24 protein-coding genes and 1 riboswitch are annotated in these 20,869 nt (G+C 50.2%); of the genes, 23 read left to right on the forward strand and 1 reads right to left on the reverse strand.

All coding sequences use genetic code 11. The annotated features are described in order from the left end of the window. Nucleotides 1-85: 85 nt before the first annotated feature. From spoIIM to AK95_RS31665, 14 genes are all read left to right on the forward strand, one after another. Nucleotides 86-709: a stage II sporulation protein M gene (spoIIM, locus tag AK95_RS31600; RefSeq protein ID WP_071223882.1), complete on the forward strand. Its 624-nt coding sequence runs from the start codon at nucleotides 86-88 to the stop codon at nucleotides 707-709. A 109-nt stretch (nucleotides 710-818) separates the two neighbouring features. After that, nucleotides 819-1,283 (forward strand): ferric iron uptake transcriptional regulator, encoded by a 465-nt coding sequence (fur, locus tag AK95_RS31605; RefSeq protein ID WP_006209405.1) that lies wholly within the window; start codon nucleotides 819-821, stop codon nucleotides 1,281-1,283. 336 nt (nucleotides 1,284-1,619) lie between these two features. Further along, nucleotides 1,620-1,853, forward strand: a complete 234-nt coding sequence (locus tag AK95_RS31610) for a YqzK family protein (RefSeq protein ID WP_071223883.1) — start codon at nucleotides 1,620-1,622, stop codon at nucleotides 1,851-1,853. Between the two features lie 42 nt (nucleotides 1,854-1,895). Then, on the forward strand, nucleotides 1,896-2,780 hold the full coding sequence (gene xerD, locus AK95_RS31615; RefSeq protein WP_071223884.1) for a site-specific tyrosine recombinase XerD: 885 nt from the start codon (nucleotides 1,896-1,898) through the stop codon (nucleotides 2,778-2,780). A gap of 55 nt (nucleotides 2,781-2,835) precedes the next feature. Then, nucleotides 2,836-3,660: a purine-nucleoside phosphorylase gene (locus AK95_RS31620; RefSeq protein WP_071223885.1), complete on the forward strand. Its 825-nt coding sequence runs from the start codon at nucleotides 2,836-2,838 to the stop codon at nucleotides 3,658-3,660. Between the two features lie 311 nt (nucleotides 3,661-3,971). Then, the gene (locus tag AK95_RS31625) at nucleotides 3,972-5,162 is read left to right on the forward strand and encodes a D-alanyl-D-alanine carboxypeptidase family protein (protein ID WP_071223886.1); all 1,191 of its coding nucleotides are present in this window, start codon (nucleotides 3,972-3,974) and stop codon (nucleotides 5,160-5,162) included. Between the two features lie 91 nt (nucleotides 5,163-5,253). Then, the gene (gene spoIIAA / locus AK95_RS31630) at nucleotides 5,254-5,607 is read left to right on the forward strand and encodes an anti-sigma F factor antagonist (RefSeq protein ID WP_071223887.1); all 354 of its coding nucleotides are present in this window, start codon (nucleotides 5,254-5,256) and stop codon (nucleotides 5,605-5,607) included. Beyond that, nucleotides 5,604-6,062, forward strand: a complete 459-nt coding sequence (spoIIAB, locus tag AK95_RS31635) for an anti-sigma F factor (RefSeq protein WP_071223888.1) — start codon at nucleotides 5,604-5,606, stop codon at nucleotides 6,060-6,062. Before spoIIAA ends, spoIIAB begins: the two co-directional genes overlap by 4 nt. Nucleotides 6,063-6,073: 11 nt before the next feature. Continuing rightward, nucleotides 6,074-6,829 carry an RNA polymerase sporulation sigma factor SigF gene (sigF, locus tag AK95_RS31640; protein WP_006209412.1) on the forward strand — a complete coding sequence of 252 codons (756 nt, stop codon included), beginning with the start codon at nucleotides 6,074-6,076 and terminating at the stop codon, nucleotides 6,827-6,829. Nucleotides 6,830-7,009: 180 nt separating this feature from the next. Further along, a complete protein-coding gene (locus AK95_RS31645) occupies nucleotides 7,010-7,654 on the forward strand; it encodes a stage V sporulation protein AA (RefSeq protein ID WP_071223889.1) in 645 nt (214 codons plus the stop codon). Next, complete coding sequence (locus tag AK95_RS31650; protein ID WP_071223890.1) at nucleotides 7,651-8,079, forward strand: stage V sporulation protein AB; 429 nt, start codon at nucleotides 7,651-7,653, stop codon at nucleotides 8,077-8,079. Before AK95_RS31645 ends, AK95_RS31650 begins: the two co-directional genes overlap by 4 nt. A 23-nt stretch (nucleotides 8,080-8,102) precedes the next feature. After that, nucleotides 8,103-9,737 carry a spore germination protein gene (locus AK95_RS31655; RefSeq protein ID WP_071223891.1) on the forward strand — a complete coding sequence of 545 codons (1,635 nt, stop codon included), beginning with the start codon at nucleotides 8,103-8,105 and terminating at the stop codon, nucleotides 9,735-9,737. A gap of 117 nt (nucleotides 9,738-9,854) precedes the next feature. Continuing rightward, nucleotides 9,855-11,186, forward strand: a complete 1,332-nt coding sequence (gene lysA, locus AK95_RS31660; RefSeq protein WP_071223892.1) for a diaminopimelate decarboxylase — start codon at nucleotides 9,855-9,857, stop codon at nucleotides 11,184-11,186. A 211-nt stretch (nucleotides 11,187-11,397) separates the two neighbouring features. Beyond that, nucleotides 11,398-11,829 (forward strand): peptidylprolyl isomerase, encoded by a 432-nt coding sequence (locus AK95_RS31665; protein ID WP_009595227.1) that lies wholly within the window; start codon nucleotides 11,398-11,400, stop codon nucleotides 11,827-11,829. 68 nt (nucleotides 11,830-11,897) lie between these two features. Here AK95_RS31665 and AK95_RS31670 read toward each other — a convergent pair whose 3' ends face one another. Further along, entirely contained in the window at nucleotides 11,898-12,299 is a 402-nt protein-coding gene (locus tag AK95_RS31670; protein WP_071223893.1) for an acyl-CoA thioesterase, read from the reverse strand. A 199-nt stretch (nucleotides 12,300-12,498) separates the two neighbouring features. Then, a riboswitch (FMN riboswitch) is annotated at nucleotides 12,499-12,682 on the forward strand. A gap of 271 nt (nucleotides 12,683-12,953) precedes the next feature. On the opposite strand from AK95_RS31670, the gene ribD reads away from it, so the two are divergent. The 9 genes from ribD to AK95_RS31715 all read left to right on the forward strand — a co-directional run bounded on the left by ribD (nucleotide 12,954) and on the right by AK95_RS31715 (nucleotide 20,844). Then, nucleotides 12,954-14,054: a bifunctional diaminohydroxyphosphoribosylaminopyrimidine deaminase/5-amino-6-(5-phosphoribosylamino)uracil reductase RibD gene (gene ribD / locus AK95_RS31675; RefSeq protein WP_071223894.1), complete on the forward strand. Its 1,101-nt coding sequence runs from the start codon at nucleotides 12,954-12,956 to the stop codon at nucleotides 14,052-14,054. Nucleotides 14,055-14,077: 23 nt separating this feature from the next. Then, on the forward strand, nucleotides 14,078-14,746 hold the full coding sequence (gene ribE / locus AK95_RS31680; RefSeq protein ID WP_071223895.1) for a riboflavin synthase: 669 nt from the start codon (nucleotides 14,078-14,080) through the stop codon (nucleotides 14,744-14,746). Nucleotides 14,747-14,794: 48 nt separating this feature from the next. Beyond that, a complete protein-coding gene (locus AK95_RS31685; RefSeq protein ID WP_071223896.1) occupies nucleotides 14,795-16,033 on the forward strand; it encodes a bifunctional 3,4-dihydroxy-2-butanone-4-phosphate synthase/GTP cyclohydrolase II in 1,239 nt (412 codons plus the stop codon). A gap of 255 nt (nucleotides 16,034-16,288) precedes the next feature. After that, nucleotides 16,289-16,756, forward strand: a complete 468-nt coding sequence (gene ribH / locus AK95_RS31690; protein ID WP_071223897.1) for a 6,7-dimethyl-8-ribityllumazine synthase — start codon at nucleotides 16,289-16,291, stop codon at nucleotides 16,754-16,756. A 65-nt stretch (nucleotides 16,757-16,821) separates the two neighbouring features. Further along, nucleotides 16,822-17,613 carry a segregation and condensation protein A gene (locus AK95_RS31695; protein ID WP_071223898.1) on the forward strand — a complete coding sequence of 264 codons (792 nt, stop codon included), beginning with the start codon at nucleotides 16,822-16,824 and terminating at the stop codon, nucleotides 17,611-17,613. Then, nucleotides 17,582-18,187 carry an SMC-Scp complex subunit ScpB gene (gene scpB / locus AK95_RS31700; RefSeq protein ID WP_071223899.1) on the forward strand — a complete coding sequence of 202 codons (606 nt, stop codon included), beginning with the start codon at nucleotides 17,582-17,584 and terminating at the stop codon, nucleotides 18,185-18,187. Before AK95_RS31695 ends, scpB begins: the two co-directional genes overlap by 32 nt. Nucleotides 18,188-18,383: 196 nt before the next feature. Then, nucleotides 18,384-19,067, forward strand: coding sequence for a DUF2953 domain-containing protein (locus AK95_RS31705; protein ID WP_071223900.1), 684 nt, complete (start codon nucleotides 18,384-18,386; stop codon nucleotides 19,065-19,067). Continuing rightward, complete coding sequence (ytfJ, locus tag AK95_RS31710; protein WP_071223901.1) at nucleotides 19,040-19,492, forward strand: GerW family sporulation protein; 453 nt, start codon at nucleotides 19,040-19,042, stop codon at nucleotides 19,490-19,492. Before AK95_RS31705 ends, ytfJ begins: the two co-directional genes overlap by 28 nt. A gap of 170 nt (nucleotides 19,493-19,662) precedes the next feature. Then, nucleotides 19,663-20,844, forward strand: a complete 1,182-nt coding sequence (locus AK95_RS31715) for a D-alanyl-D-alanine carboxypeptidase family protein (RefSeq protein WP_071223902.1) — start codon at nucleotides 19,663-19,665, stop codon at nucleotides 20,842-20,844. Nucleotides 20,845-20,869: the final 25 nt, after the last annotated feature.

A 20,869-nucleotide genomic window follows, 5' to 3' on the forward strand; every position in this document is an offset into this window, starting at 1 on the left:
CGAACAACTCTTTCAATCGCTAGGTCATACAAGAAGGGTGATGGTCATAGAGTAGAGTAGAGACACAGAAAGGAGACTCTATTCTATGCAATCATTCCGCCAAGCCTTTAAGGATCAGACCATGCTCTATGTGTTCGTGGGCGTCTTGTTTTTAGTTGGCGTCCTGTTTGGAGCGTTGATGGTCAATGCACTTTCATTGGAGCAGCAGCAGGAGATGGCCCGATATTTAAACCACTTTTTTGTAAACGTGCAGGACGGTGGAGAAACCATGAGTCAGTCTTCTTACTGGAGCATCGCAGCCCTTCATCTGAAATGGATCGGTTTGATATGGATTCTGGGATTGTCCGTCATCGGGCTTCCGGGAATATTGATATTGGACTTCTTAAAAGGAGTGCTCATTGGGTTTACGGTCGGTTACTTGGTCGGACAGTATTCTTGGAAAGGACTGCTGTTCGCCTTGGTGTCGATTGCGCCGCAAAATTTGTTCATCATCCCCGTGCTTATGATGTGCAGCGTAGCGGCGATAACCTTCTCCCTATACATCATCAGGGACCGGTTTATTATGAATCGCGGCGGGAGCATGGTAAAGCCCTTTGCCTCGTATGCGATGCTCACCTTTTTCATGGTCCTGATAACGCTCGGAGTCGCTTCTTTTGAAACCTGGGTAACCCCGGCCATGATGCGCTGGGTCACGCCAATGTTGCTATAATCCGCGAATTTTTCCATAAAGCAAAACCGTTTGACTTTGTTTGTCAAATCCCCCTATAATGAAGGAAGTGAACAATAACGTGCAGTGATTTCCAAGGGGGAGGGAAACGATGGAAGCGCGGATCGACAAAATTAAGCAGCAGCTACAATCCCAAGGATACAAATTAACGCCCCAACGGGAAGCCACGGTAAGCGTATTGTTGGAAAATGAAGACGACCACCTTAGCGCAGAGGATGTATTTATGCTCGTGAAAGAGAAGGCTCCGGAGATCGGTCTGGCAACCGTGTACCGTACCCTAGAGCTGCTCAGTGAGCTTCATGTTGTCGAGAAGATAAATTTTGGCGATGGTGTCGCCCGTTATGACTTGCGGACAGATACTTCGAAGCATCACCATCATCATTTGATATGTACTCAATGTGGAAGCATGGATGAGATACGCGAGGATTGGCTCGGTCCATTGGAAGAGCGGTTAGAGCGAGAGTTTAACTTTACCGTTCATGACCATCGGCTTGATTTCCATGGCATATGCTACCGTTGCAAAGAGAAGGGCAAGAATGACCAGGACAAATCATAATTTTATATCATTCAACAAACCGCAGTGATGACCATCACGGCAAGCCCTCTACGGCGGTAAGCCGGGAGGGTTTTTTAGATGATAACCAAAATATATATGGAACATGCACGAGTTCGTATCGTTCACGCAAGAACAATCTATCATTCTACATCATCCATGTACGTCGATAAGACGTTTTTTTTATTCTATCCCAATAACCGCCAAGTCCAATGACTAAAGAACATCAGAGGAAAGCGTCATAATCCAGCAGCTTGTATCATAGGATTTACGTGAAGTATACCTGTAATACCCACCTTCACTTGGTGATCAAGCAAAGATGAAAGAGAGGCACTGCCAGTGATTATATCGATCCGAAAAATAGGCTCACTGATCCGATTTGTTACGATGTTTGCCGTTCTGACGATGTTTTTTTACTTCGTGCTGGGTTGGGTGGGAGATTGGCTGACCCCAGTGGATCCTTACCGTGCGCCTTCCGGTCAAGCGGTTAAGGCTTTTCAGCCTGAAAGCACCATGGACTCCCGATATTCGCCGGCGGAACGTCTGCGATTGTACTACTGGTATGGGGAGTGATCGTGCTTGTAACGGGCACACGGGAATAGGAGCAAAACGATCATGAAACAATATCTGGACGAATATGTAACCTATCTGGAAGACGTGAAGGGATTGTCCCGAAGTACGATTGAATCGTACCGGGCCGACTTACAAGGATTCATTGCTTTTGCAGCGGAAAGAGACGTTATCAATCCGCAGGAAGTTACACGTACCATGCTTGGATTATACATGGGAAGACTGAGGCAGCAGGGCAAGGCGGCATCAAGCCAGCTTCGCTGCACGGCTTCCTTGCGTTCCTTTTTTCAATATTTGGTGCGTCAAGCCGTTATAGGACAAGATCCGACCCAGCTGCTGGAAAATCCGAAGCCGGAACGGAAGCCGCCCAAGTCGCTAACCATTGAGCAGGTGGACAAGCTGCTGTCGGCCCCGGATTCCGGCACCCCTCAGGGGGCCAGGGACAAAGCGATGCTGGAACTGCTATATGCTTCAGGTATTAAGGTGTCGGAATTGGTGAATTTGAATACGCATGACATAAATATGGAGATGCGATTTCTGCGCTGTGCCGTTTCCGGAGGGAAGGAGCGAATTCTTCCAATTACTCAGATCGCAGCCGAGAGCGTGGCTTTTTATATGCAAGACATGCGGGACAAGCTGATTCGTGATACGGACGAGGATGCATTATTCCTGAATTCACTTGGTACGCGCTTGACACGGCAGGGATTTTGGAAAATTATTAAAAAGTATGGCAAGCTGGCCGATATCGATGAGGAGATCACGCCGCATACCCTTCGCCATTCGTTTGCTATTCATTTGCTGCAGAACGGCGCCGACTTGCGTTCGGTTCAGGAGATGCTGGGTCACTCGGCATTATCCACCACCGGCATGTATCAATCCACCAAGAAAAGCATGAAGGAAGTATATGATCATTTTCACCCGAGATCTTAGCGGGACCTGCTCGACTAGGATCTACAACTTATTCTCAGTTAGGAGAGGTATGAACATGAGTTCAATTCATCAGGAAAGCATTAAGGAAGCAGCGGCATACATACGCGGGCAGAAGGGTGTCGAGCCCCAGGTCGGCCTGATTTTGGGTTCAGGACTCGGCGTGCTGGCAGAATTAATTGAGAACCCGGTCTCCATCCCGTACACGGACATTCCTCATTTTCCCGTGTCCACCGTAGAAGGCCATGAAGGAGAACTGCTGCTGGGTACGATACACGATCGACCTGTCGTTCTGATGAAGGGCCGTTTCCATATGTATGAAGGCTATGGTCCGGAAGTGACGGCTTTCCCGGTACGCGTCATGAAAGAGCTGGGCGTGAAAAGCCTGCTGGTTACCAATGCGGCGGGCGGCATCAACACGTCCTTCGAGCCGGGTGACCTCATGCTGATCTCCGATCATCTGAACATGACAGGCACCAACCCGTTAATCGGGCCGAATGATCCGGAGCTTGGCGTTCGGTTCCCGGACATGTCCCAGGCTTACAGCCGTCAGCTTCGCCAATTGGCAAAAGAAGTCGCGGTGGGTCAGGGCATTGCGCTTAGAGAAGGGGTCTATGCAGGTTTGCTCGGACCAACCTATGAAACGCCTGCCGAGATCGTCATGCTGCGTACGCTAGGCGCGGATGCGGTAGGGATGTCCACGGTGTCTGAGGTCATTGTGGCCAGACATGCCGGTCTTGAAGTGCTGGGCATCTCCTGCATCAGCAACATGGCAGCCGGAATATTGGATCAGCCGCTATCCCATGACGAGGTTATGGAGACTGCCGAGAAGGTCCGGGAGAAATTCCTTGCGCTTGTCATGGCCATTATTCCAAAAATGTAATAACCCATTTTAGCAAGGGGCTGGGCTCCGGCGGATTTATATCTGCCGAGTCCAGCTTTTTTGCTATAAGTTTTCAGTGAAGCTGAACCATTCTGTATTCGCATTTATACATGTTTGGGGTCCCCGCAAAGTATTTGGAATAAGCATCGAAGCATAGGTTCCACTTTATGGGGTTATTCTGTGTTCCTTTTAAGATCAAGGTGATAATATTTCCGTAAAATACTGGAATAATTTGTTTTCATCCTGACGACAATGAATAGCAGACCCGTTATTTTTCGGGATGCCATTACGAATGTCAGGAGGGGATGGAAGTGAAAAAAGCGTTAATCGCTGGATTGCTGGTTCTATTTGTAGGGTTGTCCAGTGCGGCTGTACCAAGTTATGCAGAAGAAAAAAGCAAACCCGGCGAAGGATCATCTCAAGAGGAACTGGCACCAGGTGCTCGTTCTGCTATATTGCTGGATGCGGATACCGGAACCATTATTTACGAGAAAAACAGCCATGATAAGCTGCCTCCGGCGAGCATCACCAAAATTATGACGATGCTGCTTACGATGGAGGCCATCGATGAAGGACAATTGCAGTGGACGGATAAGGTGCGTACCAGCGAATATGCGGCCTCCATGGGCGGGTCACAGATCTTTCTTGAGCCCGGCGAAGAGATGACGGTGGATGAGATGCTCAAAGGCATAGCCATGGCATCAGGCAATGATGCCTCCGTCGCGGTGGCGGAGAAAATTGCCGGCTCAGAGGAAGCGTTTGTGAAGCTGATGAACGAGAAAGCGGCCGAGCTGGGAATGAAGGATACTCATTTTGTGAACTGCAACGGACTTCCTGCAGAGAATCACTATACTTCGGCCCACGACATTGCGGTCATGAGCCGGGAGCTGCTGAAATATGACCAGATCACCAAATATACGGGAGCCTATCAGGATTATTTACGTAAAGATTCAGAAAAACCGTTCTGGCTGGTCAACACAAACAAGCTGGTTCGATTCTACACGGGTGCTGACGGATTGAAAACCGGATACACGTCAGAGGCCAAATTCTGTTTATCGGCAACGGCCAAACGGGACGGACTGCGCGCTGTAGCCGTTGTCATGGGAGCTCCGGATACAAAGACTCGGAATAATGAAGTCTCTCGCATGTTTGACTATGCCTTCTCCCAGTATTCAATGCATTCCATCTATAAACCGGGTGAAGTGTTAGGTATCGTGAAGGTCCAGAAGGGAACCGTGCCTGAGATCTCGATTCAAGCGGATAAAGATTACAGCGTGCTGGTTAAGAAGGGCGTAAAAAGTCCGGATATCCGTCATGAGATTCAGATGGACCCGAATTTGAAGGCGCCGGTAGCCGCCGGACAAGTCGTCGGCAAGCTAACGGTATATCAAGGTGATCGGGTCGTGAAGGAGTTCGAGCTGACATCTCCTGTCGAGGTGAAGAAGGCCGGATTCTGGAAGCTCTTTAAACGGACAACCGGCAGGTTGTTTCATGTAGATTAATAGGAGTTTTCTTCTAGTTTTGTCGGGATGCAGGAATGTCATTTTCAAATGTAGAAATCTTTGTTCATGTCAGGGAGGAGAGTGAGCAAACATGAATCTGCATGTTGATATGGAGCATCACAGGCATGTACTGATTGTCCGTCTGTCCGGGGAACTGGATCATCATACGGCTGATCATGTCCGGATGCAGCTGGATGAAGCTATTCAGAGACGTCAAACAGAGCACTTGGTGCTGAGCTTAAAGGACTTGGACTTTATGGACAGCTCGGGACTTGGGGTCATCCTGGGACGCTATAAATTCATCAAGCAAAAAGGCGGAAAGATGGCGGTATGCGATGTCAAGCCGCAGGTTTACCGCTTGCTTGAAATGTCGGGGCTGTTCAAGATCATGCCGATATATGAGAACGAGAGCACGGCACTCTCGGGTTTGGAGGTAGTGTCATGAGTGAAGGAAAAGCACAGCATAATTTTATGACTCTGCAGTTTGCCGCAAAGTCGGAAAACGAATCCTTTGCCCGTGTCGCCGTGGCTGCGTTCATCTCCCAGATGGATCCCAACATGGATGAGCTGAGTGACCTGAAAACGGTAGTCTCCGAGGCGGTCACAAACAGCATAATCCACGGTTACGATAGTGATCCGGATGGGGTTGTCAAGATTGAAGCCTCCATAGACGGGGATATGATCACGCTGTGCATTGAAGATTCCGGCCATGGGATCGAAGACTTGGAGATGGCCAAGCAGCCGCTTTATACATCAAAGCCAGAGCTGGAGCGATCCGGCATGGGATTCACCATCATGGAAAATTTCATGGACGAATTTGAAGTGGTCAGCGAACCAGGCAGCGGTACGTCGATCAAAATGAAAAAGAGGATCGAATCTAAGAAAGCTTTATATAATTAGGGGTTGGACAAATGGATGCCGATGTGAAGAAAACTTCGCAGACTTATTTGGACGACGCGGAGGTCAAACGACTCATTGCACTTAGCCAAAGCGGGGATAATGTCGCCCGGGACACGCTCGTCAACTGTAATATTCGTCTTGTCTGGTCTGTCGTTCAGCGGTTTATGAACCGGGGGTATGAGCCTGATGATCTGTTTCAGATCGGCTGTATCGGTCTCCTCAAATCCGTGGACAAGTTCGATCTCAGTTATGACGTAAAGTTCTCGACCTATGCCGTACCGATGATCATCGGAGAAATTCAGCGCTTCTTAAGGGACGACGGGACCCTGAAGGTCAGCCGTTCGCTTAAGGAAATGGCCAACAAAGTCAGGAAGAAGCGGGACGAGCTGTCCAAGCAGCTCGATCGGCTTCCAACGGTGAAAGAGGTTGCCGAAGAGCTTGGGGTAACCCCCGAGGAAGTGGTGTTTGCCCAAGAGGCGAACAAACCGCCAACCTCGATTCATGAGACCGTATTTGAAAATGACGGGGATCCCATAACGCTAATGGATCAGATAGCTGATGAATCGCAGGAACGATGGTTCGACAAGCTGGCCTTGAATGAAGCGATAGGCGGCTTGACCGAACGGGAGCGGCTCATTGTATATCTGCGGTATTACCGGGATCAGACGCAGTCGGAAGTTGCCAGCCGGCTGGGCATATCCCAAGTACAGGTATCGCGACTTGAGAAAAAAATATTGCAGAGCATACGGAACGAGATCGCGCAGTAGCGGCTCGCAGCCGTTATTCTAAAGAAGCTCAAACTGACGCCGCCCTTAGGGGACGGCGTCTTTTCATTTTTCAACAACCTCCTTGTTGATGGAGCGGATAAAGAAAGTATGGTAAATCCGAGTAGAAAGGAGAGACATTTCCCATACTAACGGTAATTTAGCAGTAAAGGAGTGTTTCGGATGAAGGTTAATCCCACTCCGACGGTGTTTCTGCAGCTAAGGAGCCGCATACGGTTACCAAGAAACCAGACCGTCAAACTAGGTGATGTCGCCTTCATTGTCTGCGAGCCCGAATGGGAGAAACGGCTGAGAGCCTTGCCGCTTACGCAGCCGAAGGATATCGATGGCAACCGCCTTGTCATGGATCTGATACAAATCATCCCGAAAATTCAAGCCTTGATTCCTGGCGCCCATATTGAACCGATGGGAAACCATCATACCCTGGTAGAGCTTATTGGTCCGGAGAGCAAGCGGTCCAAATTGTGGTTCCCGCTCATTTGGCTGCTCTTGTTTTTCGGTTCGGCGCTTACCATTATGAACTTCCATGCTGATGTCAACATGCTCGAGGTACAGATCCGAATCGTCGAGATGGTGACGGGGAAAAGAGACGAGCATCCTTATTTGTTCCAGATTGCATACTCGCTCGGGCTCGGATTCGGAATGACGGTGTTCTTCAATCATTTGTTCAAGAAAAAATGGAATGAAGAACCGACCCCGCTCGAGGTGGAAATGTACCTCTATCAGGAAAATCTGGATCAGTTCGTGGTCGCCGAAGAATATCGGAAAATGAACGCCAGCGCGGATACACCAGGTAAGGAACCATGATGATATCCATTCTGCAAGGGATATTCACCATTGTTCTTGGCGTAGCTGGGGGCATCGCCGTCGGCGGCGGGGTCATTGCACTCATCATCGTGCTGGACATCATTCCGAGATTGTCCCAGCTGACGGCAACGTACAACCGGGTCCATTGGTATGAAGGGGCTTTAATTGCCGGATCTTTTATCGGCACGGTGGCCGATTTCTGGCGATGGTCCGTTCCTTTGGGACCGGTTGTGAGTACCGTGATCGGATTGATGTGCGGGATATTCATCGGCATGCTGGCAGCCGCATTGACCGAAGTATTGAATGTATTGCCGATTCTGGCCAAGCGGCTCCGGTTGACGGGGTATTTGTTCGGTCTTCTTATGGCCATGGTCGCAGGCAAAGTAGCGGGCTCTCTGTTCGACTGGTTTGTTTACAGCAAGTAATAGTTAAGGCTAGGAGGTAGGTTATGGACGAGAAAACAACATATAACGGCGAACGGGAGACCGATATTCCGATCATTCCGCCATCGGAGATCAAAGCATTGGAGGAACAGGAGCTGGCTGAGAAGAGGGAGGCCGAAACCTCCAACAGCACCGAGGAATCCGTCATCTACTGGCAGCACACAGACCATGTCCCCGCAAAGCTGAGTGATCTGAAAAAAGTGCTTAAGGAAGTTATCGGTCTTGGGGTTTCGTTTGATGTGGTATTCCGTGAAATGAACTTTGCCGGCAGAAATGCGGGGCTACTCTTCCTAAACGGCTTCACGAATGATGCCGTGGTGACGGATATACTGACAAGGCTGACGTATCTGACACCGGAGGATGTGAGCAATCAGGCACTTACCGAGATGATGACCCGCTATATTCCCCATGTCCAAGTGGAGCGGGATACAAGGCTCAGCAAAGTGATTAACGAAGTGCTCTCCGGTATATGTGCGCTGTTCATTGAGGATGCGCATTCCGCCATCTTGTTGGATACCCGGAAATATCCTGTGCGCGGTCTCGAGGAGCCTGCGGTGGAACGTGTCGTTCGCGGCGCAAGGGATGGTTTTACGGAGACACTCGTTACCAACGTGAACCTGGTTCGAAGACGGGTTCGTGATCCGGGACTTCACGTTGAGGTCATGAAGGTCGGAAGGCGGACGAGAACGGATGTGTGCCTGGTTTTCATTGATGACATCGTGGACCGCACGCAGGTTGAGGCGATTCGCGATAAAATCAAGGAAGTGGATTTAGAGGGGCTTCCACTAGGAGATAAACAGCTCGAAGAAGCAATCGTGAACAAAGGCTGGCACCCATTTCCGCTGGTCCGATATTCGGAACGGCCGGATGTTGTATCCTCCCATCTGCTCGAAGGCCGAGTTGTTGTCATGGTCGATACTTCACCGAGCGTGATGATTATGCCAACCACGTTTTTGGATCTGTGTCAGCATGCCGAGGAGAATCGCCAAACCCCCTTTATGGGGACATATCTCCGCTGGATACGTTTTATAGGCATTTTTGCATCCATGTTCCTGCTCCCGCTGTGGATGCTGCTTGTTGTCCATCCTGAACTGAAGCCGCCGGGACTCGAGATCATCGGTCCGCAGGAGAATGCTAAAATTCCGATTATCCTGCAGTTTCTGATCGTTGAATTCGGCGTGGATTTGCTCCGCTTGGCTGCCGTTCATACGCCGACACCACTAGCGTCGGCGATGGGGCTGATCGCCGCGATTTTGATCGGCGACATCGCCGTTAAGACCGGATTGTTTGTTAACGAGGTCGTCCTGTATATGGCGGTTGCGTCCATCGGGATGTACGCGACCCCGAGTTATGAGTTGGGACTTGCTAACCGGATGTTCAGGCTGCTCCTTCTGCTTGCAACAGCCCTGTTCGGGGTGAAGGGTTTTGTCATCGGGACGACGCTTCTGATTCTGCTCCTGACGACACATCGTTCCTATAACTCGTCTTACTTGTGGCCATTTATACCGTTTAGTGCAAAAGCGATGGGCGAAGTTTTGTTCCGCAAACCGCTACTTCTATCAAGAAGACGCCCGGCCCACAATAAAACACGCGACAACACCAAAATGGGCCCTGAAATGAATCCGAGAGGCGAGCAATAACAATAACACAAATGTTGTGTTGAAAAATCCATTTTGATTACCTTCCGTTGTCTGCTATACTGTGAACAATTATTCGATTACCCTATTCTGAATCAATGGATCGGAGGAATTGTAAGCATGTTTTTACACGGTACAAGCAAGATTAACGATCAGGGGCATTTGGAAATCGGCGGGTGTGACACATCCGATTTGAAAGCTCAATATGGAACACCACTATATATTGTAGACGAGCAGTCGGTTCGCAATCGTTGCCGGGAATACATCGAGGCCTTCAAGGCGTCCGGCTTGAAGTTCCAAGTCGCGTATGCAAGTAAGGCGTTTTGCGTGATGGCCATGTGCCAATTGGCCGACCAGGAAGGTATGTCGCTTGACGTCGTATCAGACGGAGAGCTGTACACCGCACTTGAGGCCGGATTCCCGGCAGACCGGATTCATTTCCACGGAAATAATAAAACCCCGGAAGAAATTGAGATGGCGCTGGATGCGGAAATTGGCTGTTTCGTTGTCGATAACGTAGTTGAACTGCATATGCTGCAAGCGATTGCTGCCGAGAAGAATCGGAAGGTCAACATTCTGCTACGCGTGACACCGGGTGTTGAGGCTCATACGCATGAGTATATCTCAACAGGCCAAACGGATTCGAAATTTGGCTTTGATATCGGCAACGGCTCTGCTTATGAAGCGGTGAAGCTTGCCGAGGCTCAAGCGAACATTCATCTGATGGGTATTCATTCCCATATCGGCTCCCAGATTTTTGAGGTGGAAGGCTTTGAGATGGCTGTTCAGCGCGTAGCTGAATTCGCGGCTTCCGTTAAAGAAGGTTTGGGGGTTGTGTTCAAGGTTGTAAACCTTGGGGGTGGTTTCGGTATCCGTTACGTGGATGGCGATACGCCGCTTCAAGTATCCCAGTATGTAAAAGCGATCACGGATGCCGTGAAGACCCATTTTGCGGGCCTTGGCTCCGAACTTCCTGAAATTTGGGTGGAACCGGGCCGGAGCATTGTTGGTGATGCAGGCACCACCCTGTATACGGTGGGCACAAGCAAGGATATTCCCGGAGTGCGTAAATACGTTGCCGTAGACGGTGGAATGACGGACAACCCGCGCCCGGCGCTGTACGAGTCGAAATATGAAGCGCTGCTGGCGAACCGGGCGAATGAGAAACCGGAAGAAACGGTATCCATTGCCGGCAAGTGCTGTGAGAGCGGAGACATGCTCATCTGGGACTTGGAGCTTCCGAAGGTAGCAACAGGCGATTTGCTGGCCGTATCCTGCACAGGCGCATACAACTATTCCATGGCTAGCAATTACAACCGGATCCGCAAACCTGCGGTCGTGTTCGTGAAGGACGGAGAGAGCAAGCTGGTCGTACGCCGTGAGTCGCTTGCGGACATCATCAGCCATGATGTAGTGCCGGCAAGTGTAACCAAAGAAACCGTAACCAATTAATCTGATGTTTGTTTTACGGCTCTAAAATCCAAGAGGGCCCGCCAATGCCTCCGGCTGCGGTCAGGGCTCTTTGGTATGCCTTGACTTGAGATGTGATGTGTAAACGGGGGACAAGATCGTTTTTGCTTCGAAGCTCAATTCATAGTAAACTATAGAATGCATTGTAAAAAAATCGATAAAAGCGTTCTAATAACGGAAGGAGATAACACATATGGCTAAAAAAGCGAAGATCACATTAGAGAACGGCAAAGAGGTAGTGCTTGATCTGTTCGAGAATGATGCACCGAATACGGTAGCTAATTTTGAGAAATTGGCGAACTCCGGTTTTTATAACGGTCTTGTATTTCACCGCGTAATTCCTGGGTTCGTTGCTCAAGGCGGCTGCCCACAGGGAACGGGAACCGGCGGTCCTGGCTATACCATCAACTGCGAGATCAACCCTAACAAGCATGAGCGTGGAAGCTTGGCCATGGCGCATGCCGGCCGTAACACGGGCGGAAGCCAGTTCTATGTATGCTACGAGCCGCAACCGCATTTGGACGGACAACATACGGTGTTCGGTAAAGTTGTAGAGGGCATGGAGTATGTGGATGCATTCAAAGGCCGCGACAAAATGGAAAAAGTAGAAGTATACGAAGCGTAACCATTAGCTTTTGTTCAGGACAGGCTCACTCATAAGGGTGAGCCTGTTTTTAATATTCCGGGGAGGGGTTAGGCAGGGTCAGGGAATAATTGGCGGAGCTCCTCCGGTACAGGCCGGCTTTTTCGGGTATGTACATCCATCGCCACACTGGTAACGGCGGCATCCGCGCACAGCTCTCCCTGTTCGTTGTATATCGTCTGAGTCAGCACATAACTCGTACGACCCATAGCATGCGGTTCGGTCACGATCGTCAGCCGTTCGCCCTGGCCGCACTCCTTGCGGTAATTAATATTGATATTGACGGTAACGGTCTGGACGCCGAGCCGTTTCAATATGTCATATTGAAGATTTCCTGCTTCGTACCATTCCTCACGACCCCACTCCAGATATTCCAGGTATTTGGCGTTGTTTACATGTCCGTTGACGTCGATTTCCGTAGGACGGACGACAATGTCCAGCGAAGTTTTCATCGTTGCGCGCTCCTTTTCAACTGTATCTAGTTCCCGTGTTTATCCTATCTAACTGTTCTCCCTTGGGGGAGAATTCTCCTTCTACATACATTACACATATTGGTATTAAGTTATAGACTTTAAAAAAGTTAGTTGTTTTTCTTGCAATTTTCAAAAGGTGGTGATAAGATTCTTCATAAGATCAAACAATTTCATATGTTTAATCCTTCGGGGCAGGGTGAAATTCCCTACCGGCGGTGATGAACGCAGTGATTGAGCTTTAGAAAGCAGATGGCTGCGTCTTAGTCCGTGACCCGGATATGCGTGTGTTGTGACACACCGTATGCGGTGGACCTGGTGAAAATCCGGGACCGACAGTATAGTCTGGATGGGAGAAGGAGTGAAAGACACATAAGCAACATGTGCTATTTGTGTCTGTGCACACAACGCGATGTGCGTTATGTGCAGGTTTTCACATGCAAATTCGAATTTTGTTTGCGATGTTTGGATATCGTCGCTGGCAAACAGATTCGTGTTGTTTGCTATAGGCAAAACCTGCGATCATAACGGTTATTCAGCGTGTCGATTATTAACTTCCATCAAGCCCTGTTAAGGATTCCCCGAATCTTTGGCAGGGCTTTTTTGTGTGAACGTTCAGAAAGGGGCATGTTTAGCATGGATATCGTCAACGATGAATTCTATATGTCACTTGCGCTGGACCTGGCAGAACGTGCTCAGGGCCAAACCGGGATTAATCCGGTCGTGGGGTGTGTCGTCGTTAAGGATGGCGCGCTTGCAGGGGTGGGAACACATCTGGAGCGCGGAACACCGCACGCTGAAGTTCATGCCCTGAATATGGCCGGCAGCAAAGCAGCGGGCAGTACGGTGTACGTAACACTGGAGCCCTGCAGTCACTACGGTACGACGCCGCCATGCAGCGAGAGGCTGATTGCCGAGGGTGTTCAGCGAGTGGTTGTTGCTTGCGAGGACCCCAATCCTCTCGTTGCGGGCAATGGGATCCAAATGCTGCGCGCAGCGGGAATCCGGGTTGAGATCGGTGTCCTTAAGGAACGTGCTCTTCGCTTGAACGAAACCTTCATTAAATTCATTACGACGGGTCAGCCTTTCGTAACGTTAAAGACAGCCAGCACGCTGGACGGCAAGATCGCTTCGAAAACCGGTGATAGCCAGTGGATATCCAATGAGGAATCAAGAGAGCTTGTGCATACGCTGCGTCATCGTCACCAGGGCATCATGGTAGGCGTGTCTACCGTAATCGCGGATAATCCAAGCCTGACGACAAGGCTTGGCGTGGAAGGCTTGCATCCGGTTAGGATCATTGTGGATTCCAGCTTGCGAGTCCCGCTCGACAGCCATGTCGTGACAGACGGTTTGGCGCCGACGTGGATCTTGACGACGGAGCAGGCGGATGAGAAGAAGCGGGCCGTGCTGGAAGAGCAAGGAGTTCAGGTTATCCCCTGCGGGCCAGGACCGCGTGTGGATCTGAAGACTGCACTGGTGAAACTGGGGCAGAAGGGGATTGCCTCCATTTTACTGGAAGGTGGTGGCACGCTGAATGGCTCGATGCTGGAACAGAAGCTGGTGGATCGGCTCATCCAGTTCATCGCCCCTAAGATTATTGGTGGATACGATTCCCCGGGAAATTACATGTTCAGCGGGTATGAGCAGATGAATCAAGCGATTCAGCTGACAGGACTTGAGACCGAAAGACTTGGCGACAATATTTACGTCACCGGGATTCCGGTCTGGAAATAAGGAGAAAGAAAGGAGGGAAACCTGTGTTTACTGGATTGGTTGAGGAGATCGGCGAGATGAGGCGAATCGGACGGAGGGGCGAAGCCATGGTGCTGAGCATTTCCGCGAGCCGGATTATGGATGATTTAAAGCTGGGGGACAGCGTATCCGTTAACGGCGTTTGCTTGACGGCTACAACCATTGACAAAGGCATATTTACGGTGGACGTGATGCCGGAAACCTATAGAAATACCAATCTGAAGGAACTGCAGCCAGGCGGAAAGGTGAATCTGGAACGGGCGATGGCTGCCGGAGGCAGATTTGGAGGCCATATCGTTCAGGGGCATGTGGATGGCGTCGGCGTCATTCGGAATGTGCAGGAGGATCAGAATGCCGTGGTATATGAGATTGCTCCCGCGAATGGGGACGTATTCAAATATATCATTCCAAAAGGCTCTGTCACACTGGATGGAATCAGCTTGACCGTTGTCAAAACAACAGATTCCTCCTTTACGGTATCGATCATCCCCCATACGCTGGCGGAGACGGTGCTGGCTTATAAAAAAGCGGGCGATACGATTAATATCGAATGCGACATTTTAGGGAAATATGTAGATCACCTGCTGCATTACGGCTCAGAAGGGCCTGGCAGCAAAGGTGGGACAAAACCGGGGATCAGCAGGGATTATCTTGCGGAACACGGATTTGCCTAAGCCTGGTGATTCACATAGAGTCTCCATGAGGAAGAAGGAGGAGTAGCGATGGATGAACGCTTTTCATTTCATACAATCGAAGAGGCGTTAACCGATTTGAAGGAAGGCAAGGTCGTCATTGTTGTCGATGATGAAGACCGTGAGAATGAGGGCGATTTTATCGCATTAGCAGATAAGGCAACCCCGGAGGTCATTAATTTTATGATCACCGAAGGCCGTGGGCTCGTATGTTTGCCCATGACGCAGGCCAGAGCCCAGGAGCTCGACCTCAAACCGATGGTTACCCAGAATACGGACTTTCATGGAACGGCCTTTACGGTTTCCATTGATCATAAGGATACTACGACAGGCATATCGGCCTATGAGCGGTCCATCACCGTCAAAGGCATTTTGGATTCGAATGCATCTGCGTCCGATTTCCGAAGACCGGGTCATATGTTCCCGCTGATCGCAAAAGATGGAGGCGTCCTGCGCCGGGCAGGACATACGGAGGCCGCTGTCGATCTTGCCAGATTGAGCGGCTCCTATCCGGCCGGTGTCATCTGCGAGGTAATCAAGGAAGACGGCACAATGGCACGGCTGCCGGACCTTGTGGAGATTGCGAAGAAGCATGAGCTGAAGCTGATTAGCATCAAGGATCTGATTCATTACCGCAATGAAAAAGAAAAGCTTGTCCAGCGAGAGGTAGCTGTGCGGATGCCGACCGACTTCGGCGTGTTTCAGGCCGTAGCCTACACCAACGACGTGGACAATAAAGAGCATGTTGCCTTGGTAAAAGGGGAGATCGACGGGAATGAGCCTGTTCTCGTGCGCGTGCATTCCGAGTGCCTGACAGGAGATGTGTTTCACTCCCATCGCTGCGATTGCGGTCCCCAGTTCGAGGCGGCACTCCGACAAATCGATGAAGCAGGCAGAGGCGTTCTTCTCTACATGCGCCAGGAGGGGCGGGGCATCGGCTTAATCAACAAATTGAAAGCCTACAAACTCCAGGAAGAAGGACTCGACACCGTGGACGCCAACCTGAAGCTCGGCTTTGCGGCGGATCTGCGCGATTACGGCATCGGAGCCCAGATCCTGAAGGATCTGGGGATCAGACAAATCCGCTTGCTGACAAACAATCCGCGCAAAATCAAAGGCCTCGAAGGTTATGGTCTTGAGGTTGTGGAGCGCGTTCCGATCCAAATGCCGGAGAACGAGGATAACACGGGCTACCTGCATACCAAGCAAGCCAAGCTCGGTCATATGCTGAAATTCAGCGATATCGAGCAGAACGAGAGTGCCAACTAATCACCACATAACAAAAGGTCAATCATGGGGAGGCTGACTTCTTGGAGTGACCTAGCGAAGAGGACGGAATGCTGCTGGAGAAGCGGTAGCGGTCGCCTTTAACTCCTGATTTCTACCTTGAATAAATAGTTCATGAAATCAGGAGTTAACAGCGATCGGAAGCAGCAGCCGTCAGCGCAGCGGAAACATGAACCGAAGTCATACCCGCCAAGTTTGACCTTATATAAACTCCAAACCGAAAGGAAGTCATTCATCATGGCAACTATATTTGAAGGGAAATTAGTATCCGAGGGTCTAAAGTACGGGATCGTCGTAGGTCGATTCAACGAATTCATCACCAGCAAGCTGCTGAGCGGCGCACTGGACGCACTGAAGCGTCACGGCGCACAGGAGAACGAAATCGATGTGGCCTGGGTGCCGGGTGCGTTTGAAATCCCGCTGATTGCCCAAAAAATGGCAGAGAGCGGCAAATACGATGCAATCATCACCTTGGGAACCGTCATTCGCGGGTCCACCACGCATTATGATTATGTATGCAACGAAGTGGCCAAGGGGGTATCCGCAATTAACCTGAAGACCGGTGTACCAACGATTTTCGGTGTCGTGACAACGGAGAATATCGAACAAGCCGTGGAACGCGCGGGAACGAAGGCCGGCAATAAAGGCTGGGATTCGGCTATGGCAGCCATTGAAATGGCGAACTTGACGAAAAGCCTAAAATAGTGCTTATTTAATGTAGTGCTCTTTTTTTGAGCACTGCATTTTATTTTTTGGCGGGAGGTTTCACCGTGACCGTATTATACAAGCTGGAAACGTTTGAAGGACCGCTCGATCTGCTGCTGCATTTGATTGATAAAGCGGAAATCGACATCCAGGATATTCCCGTCAGCGAGATTACCGAACAATACATGGCCTATTTGCACAACATGCAGGAGCTGGAGCTGGAAATTACGAGCGAATTTCTGGTCATGGCTGCAACGCTGCTGTCTATAAAGAGCAAGCTATTGCTTCCGAAGCCTCCGGTTATCGAAATGGACGAGTTCGATTTTTATGAAGAGGATGACATGGATCCCAGAGCAGAGCTCATTGCGAAGCTGATCGAATACCGTAAGTACAAAGGCATCGCACGCCACCTGCATGAGAAGGAATGGGAACGCAGTCTGATTTATTCCAAGGAAGCGGAAGACCTGACACCTTACATGCCGGAAGTGGAAGAGAATCCGGTTCAGGGATTACATATTTCCGATTTGATCGCTGCTTTTCAAAAAGCGTTAAGCAAAGCAGTCAAACGTACATCGTATGCCCGCATTCAGCGGGATGAAATATCGGTTAAGGACCGGATTCGTCAGGTCATGGATGCTTTGGAGGAGGTTGGGCCTGGAGGCAGAATCCTGTTCTCCAAGCTGCTACACGAAGAGATGGTACGGCATGAAATCGTGGTAACCTTCCTGGCCATTTTGGAGCTGATGAAAATGAAGCAAATTTTGTGCTACCAAGAGAAGTTGTTTGAAGATATCGTCATGGAGTGGAGAGGGGAAGGACGCATTGATGGATTATCCGAAGCTGAAATCGATTATTGAGGGGCTTCTGTTCCTGTCGGGAGAAGAGGGCTTGTCGGTTAGGCAAATTGCTGAGATCACCGAGCAGTCGGATGGCCTGGTTGGCGAAGCGCTTGAGGACATGAAGGAGGAATGGGAGCGCCATGAGCGCGGGATTCAGATCGTACAGATTGCGGGGAGTTACAAAATCGCGACGCTGGCCGAGCACGCTCCGTATTTTGAGCGCCTGGCGTATTCGCCTTCCCGCTCTTCCTTGTCGCAAGCCGCACTCGAAACACTTTCCATCGTGGCTTATCGTCAACCGATTACGCGCGTAGAGATTGAAGACATCCGCGGCGTCAAGTCCGAACGGGCTATCCATACGCTGGTAAGCAAAGGATTGATCGAGGAAGTCGGACGCGCCGAGGCGATTGGCAGACCGATTCTGTATGGAACGACCAAGTCCTTCCTGGAATATTTCGGGCTTGCCAATATCAAGGATTTGCCGGAGCCGTCGCAATTCGAGGATAACGATAGTTTAGAAGAGGAAACGCAGCTGTTGTTCGATAAGCTTGACGGTCGTCAGCTTACGTTTGATGATGTAGAGGAAAGCTAGCCATTATACAATATTATAGGCTGCAGCAAAAAGTTGATCCTGGGCATGGTGATATCCATCGTCCGGGATTTTTTTATGCGGCTAGCGAAAATTTGAATTTCAAGGACTTGGAACAATTTCGCATCATTTGGAGGCGCTTTTGCCATACTAAGCCAAGCGGATTACATTTGACTAAGTTCGTGCTGGGGGTTACTTCGTGAGGATATGGATCTTTCTGGCGGCTGGTCTGGTCGTTCTCCTCATCGTATTGCTGATCGTTGTGCTGAGCTCCAAGGTAACGATTAAGCTGGATGTGGTTCTAAAAAAAGATGAATATAAAGTGTTGGCGGAAATCAAAATGATTTTCGGATTGATTAAGCGCAAGTATGCAGTCCCCTTTCACCTGGCGAACGGTGGGATCGAGTTTAAGAAGGAAACCGTTGGTGGAGACGGAGAACAGGGAACTGCGCCCGATTCAAAAGAGGAGAAGGCTTCGAGCAAAACGATCAGATTTAAGGACTACGGGCGGGCCATGCTTTCAACAAAAGGTTTCAAAAAGTGGTTGAGACAGACGATGTCGGCCGTTCATCTCATGGATGTGCGCTGGTCAACCCGGATTGCCCTGGAGCATGCGGCCGACACGGCGGTAGCGACTGGGCTGCTGCATGGCATCAAGCATACGTTACTTGGATGGATGTCGTATCGCCTGGTCATGGAAGAGCTTCCCCGAATTGATGTGGTGCCGCTCTTTAACGGTCCGCCGCAAATTTCCACAGAGCTTAACTGCATAGCGAAAATCTCTTGCGGAAAAGCTATGTATGCTGGACTGGTACTTATAGTTCGCGTGTTAAAGGTGAAAGGAGGAATAAGATCATGGCAGAACACCCTATTCAAGGCTTGATGCAAACGGCTATGGAAAACATCAAGGGAATGGTGGACGTTAATACGATTGTGGGCGATCCGGTGAATACGCCGGACGGCAGCGTTATCTTGCCAATCAGTAAAGTGGCGTTTGGTTTCGCTGCCGGCGGTAGCGACTACAACGTTGAGGCGGGAGGCACACACTCATCCACCACTACTAACGGGACGCACAACGATCATAGTGCCCTTCCTTTTGGCGGCGGCAGCGGCGGTGGCGTGTCCATTCGGCCGATTGCTTTCCTGGTCGTGGGTAAAGAAGGCGTGCACATCGTGCCGCTGGACAATCAAACCCATCTGTTTGAACGGATTATTGATGCAACCCCGTATTTACTCGATCAAATCCAGTCGATGTTTCAATCAGGAAGCAATGCCGCGAACAGCACCACGCCTCCGCCTGCGTACTGATTGGAGCAAGCAAATCCCTTTCGTTCATAACGGAAGGGATTTTTGCTGTAAAGAGAAGTGGTTATATGAGCATTCAGTGAAGCTGAACTCATCCGATAATCACGAAATGGACATACCTTTAGCGCGGACGACATATACTTGTACAAGATTTCTGAACACCGGAGGATAAAATGATGAAAATGAAATGGACGAACTGCAAGTCTTTGTTATCCATGCTGATTGCCATAAGCTGCTTGCTGGTCACGGCTGTTCCCGTGCATGCAGATCATGAGAATGGCCCCGCCAACCATGCGCAGGCAGCTGCACTGATTGATGTCACTTCCGGTAGAATGCTCTACAGCAAAAACGGGGACGAGCGTTTAAGAATCGCAAGCCTGACCAAGATCATGACAGCCATTGTGGCGATTGAACACGGCAAGCTGGACGATCGCGTGAAGGTCTCCAAGAATGCTTTTGCCAAAGAGGGCTCCTCTCTCTTCCTGAAGCTAGGTGAGGAGATGACGCTTGAGAATCTGCTGTACGGCTTAATGCTGCGATCTGGCAACGACGCTGCGACGGCCATTGCCGAGCATGTCGGGGGTACGGAAGAAGGCTTTGTGCTGCTGATGAACGAGAAGGCGGCCGGACTCGGTTTGACGAACTCGCATTTTATGAATCCTCATGGTTTGGATCATGATGATCATTATTCTTCCGCTAACGACGTTGCCAAACTGACGGCTTATGCCCTCAAGAACCCTGTCTTTAGCGAGATTGTCAAAACGCCGACCAAGAAAGCACCGAATCCGAATGAAGCGTGGGACTACAAATGGGATAACAAAAACAAGATGCTTCGTTTCTACGAGGGGGCGGACGGCGTCAAAACCGGTTACACCAAAAAAGCATTCCGCTGCCTGGTAAGCTCCGCTACCCGAAACGGTCAGCAGATTGCGGCGGTTACGCTGAATGACGGCAACGATTGGAATGATCATTCCAAGATGCTGGATTACGGATTTAACCATTTTCCACTGAAAAAGGTTACGGAGAAAGGGCAGAAGATCCAGGGCTATCCACTGGTCACGGGCAGTTCCTTTACGTATGCGTTTGCGCATGATGAGGAAGCGCGCCTGGTGAAGAGGCTGGTCCTGCATAAAGCGAGCACACCCGACCTGTCTTTCGGGCTCCGGGGTCATATTGAACTGCTGCTCGATAATGTCAGCATCGGCAAAGTTCCGGTCTATGCCGAAGGAAGCAAGCTACCTGAAGTCCCTGAGGTTTTGCAGAAGTCCAGAAGCACATCCGGACCCATCGGTTCGTTGTCGCTGTGGCAGTCTGCAGGAGAAGTGCTAATGCATCTGTTCAGGGCCAAATCATAACTAGCCTTCGCTAAAGAGATCGTGT

Source organism: Paenibacillus sp. LC231 (assembly GCF_001860525.1).
Lineage (GTDB): Bacteria > Bacillota > Bacilli > Paenibacillales > Paenibacillaceae > Paenibacillus_AQ.

Excerpts from the sequence above, each read along its gene's own strand:
- spoIIM (WP_071223882.1), top strand. The coding sequence starts at position 86 with ATGCAATCATTCCGCCAAGCCTTTAAGGATCAGACCATGCTCTATGTG.
- fur (WP_006209405.1), top strand. The coding sequence starts at position 819 with ATGGAAGCGCGGATCGACAAAATTAAGCAGCAGCTACAATCCCAAGGA.
- xerD (WP_071223884.1), top strand. The coding sequence starts at position 1,896 with ATGAAACAATATCTGGACGAATATGTAACCTATCTGGAAGACGTGAAG.
- AK95_RS31620 (WP_071223885.1), top strand. The coding sequence starts at position 2,836 with ATGAGTTCAATTCATCAGGAAAGCATTAAGGAAGCAGCGGCATACATA.
- spoIIAA (WP_071223887.1), top strand. The coding sequence starts at position 5,254 with ATGAATCTGCATGTTGATATGGAGCATCACAGGCATGTACTGATTGTC.
- spoIIAB (WP_071223888.1), top strand. The coding sequence starts at position 5,604 with ATGAGTGAAGGAAAAGCACAGCATAATTTTATGACTCTGCAGTTTGCC.
- sigF (WP_006209412.1), top strand. The coding sequence starts at position 6,074 with ATGGATGCCGATGTGAAGAAAACTTCGCAGACTTATTTGGACGACGCG.
- AK95_RS31645 (WP_071223889.1), top strand. The coding sequence starts at position 7,010 with ATGAAGGTTAATCCCACTCCGACGGTGTTTCTGCAGCTAAGGAGCCGC.
- AK95_RS31650 (WP_071223890.1), top strand. The coding sequence starts at position 7,651 with ATGATGATATCCATTCTGCAAGGGATATTCACCATTGTTCTTGGCGTA.
- AK95_RS31655 (WP_071223891.1), top strand. The coding sequence starts at position 8,103 with ATGGACGAGAAAACAACATATAACGGCGAACGGGAGACCGATATTCCG.
- lysA (WP_071223892.1), top strand. The coding sequence starts at position 9,855 with ATGTTTTTACACGGTACAAGCAAGATTAACGATCAGGGGCATTTGGAA.
- AK95_RS31665 (WP_009595227.1), top strand. The coding sequence starts at position 11,398 with ATGGCTAAAAAAGCGAAGATCACATTAGAGAACGGCAAAGAGGTAGTG.
- AK95_RS31670 (WP_071223893.1), bottom strand. The coding sequence starts at position 12,299 with ATGAAAACTTCGCTGGACATTGTCGTCCGTCCTACGGAAATCGACGTC.
- ribD (WP_071223894.1), top strand. The coding sequence starts at position 12,954 with ATGGATATCGTCAACGATGAATTCTATATGTCACTTGCGCTGGACCTG.
- AK95_RS31685 (WP_071223896.1), top strand. The coding sequence starts at position 14,795 with ATGGATGAACGCTTTTCATTTCATACAATCGAAGAGGCGTTAACCGAT.
- ribH (WP_071223897.1), top strand. The coding sequence starts at position 16,289 with ATGGCAACTATATTTGAAGGGAAATTAGTATCCGAGGGTCTAAAGTAC.
- scpB (WP_071223899.1), top strand. The coding sequence starts at position 17,582 with ATGGATTATCCGAAGCTGAAATCGATTATTGAGGGGCTTCTGTTCCTG.
- ytfJ (WP_071223901.1), top strand. The coding sequence starts at position 19,040 with ATGGCAGAACACCCTATTCAAGGCTTGATGCAAACGGCTATGGAAAAC.
- AK95_RS31715 (WP_071223902.1), top strand. The coding sequence starts at position 19,663 with ATGATGAAAATGAAATGGACGAACTGCAAGTCTTTGTTATCCATGCTG.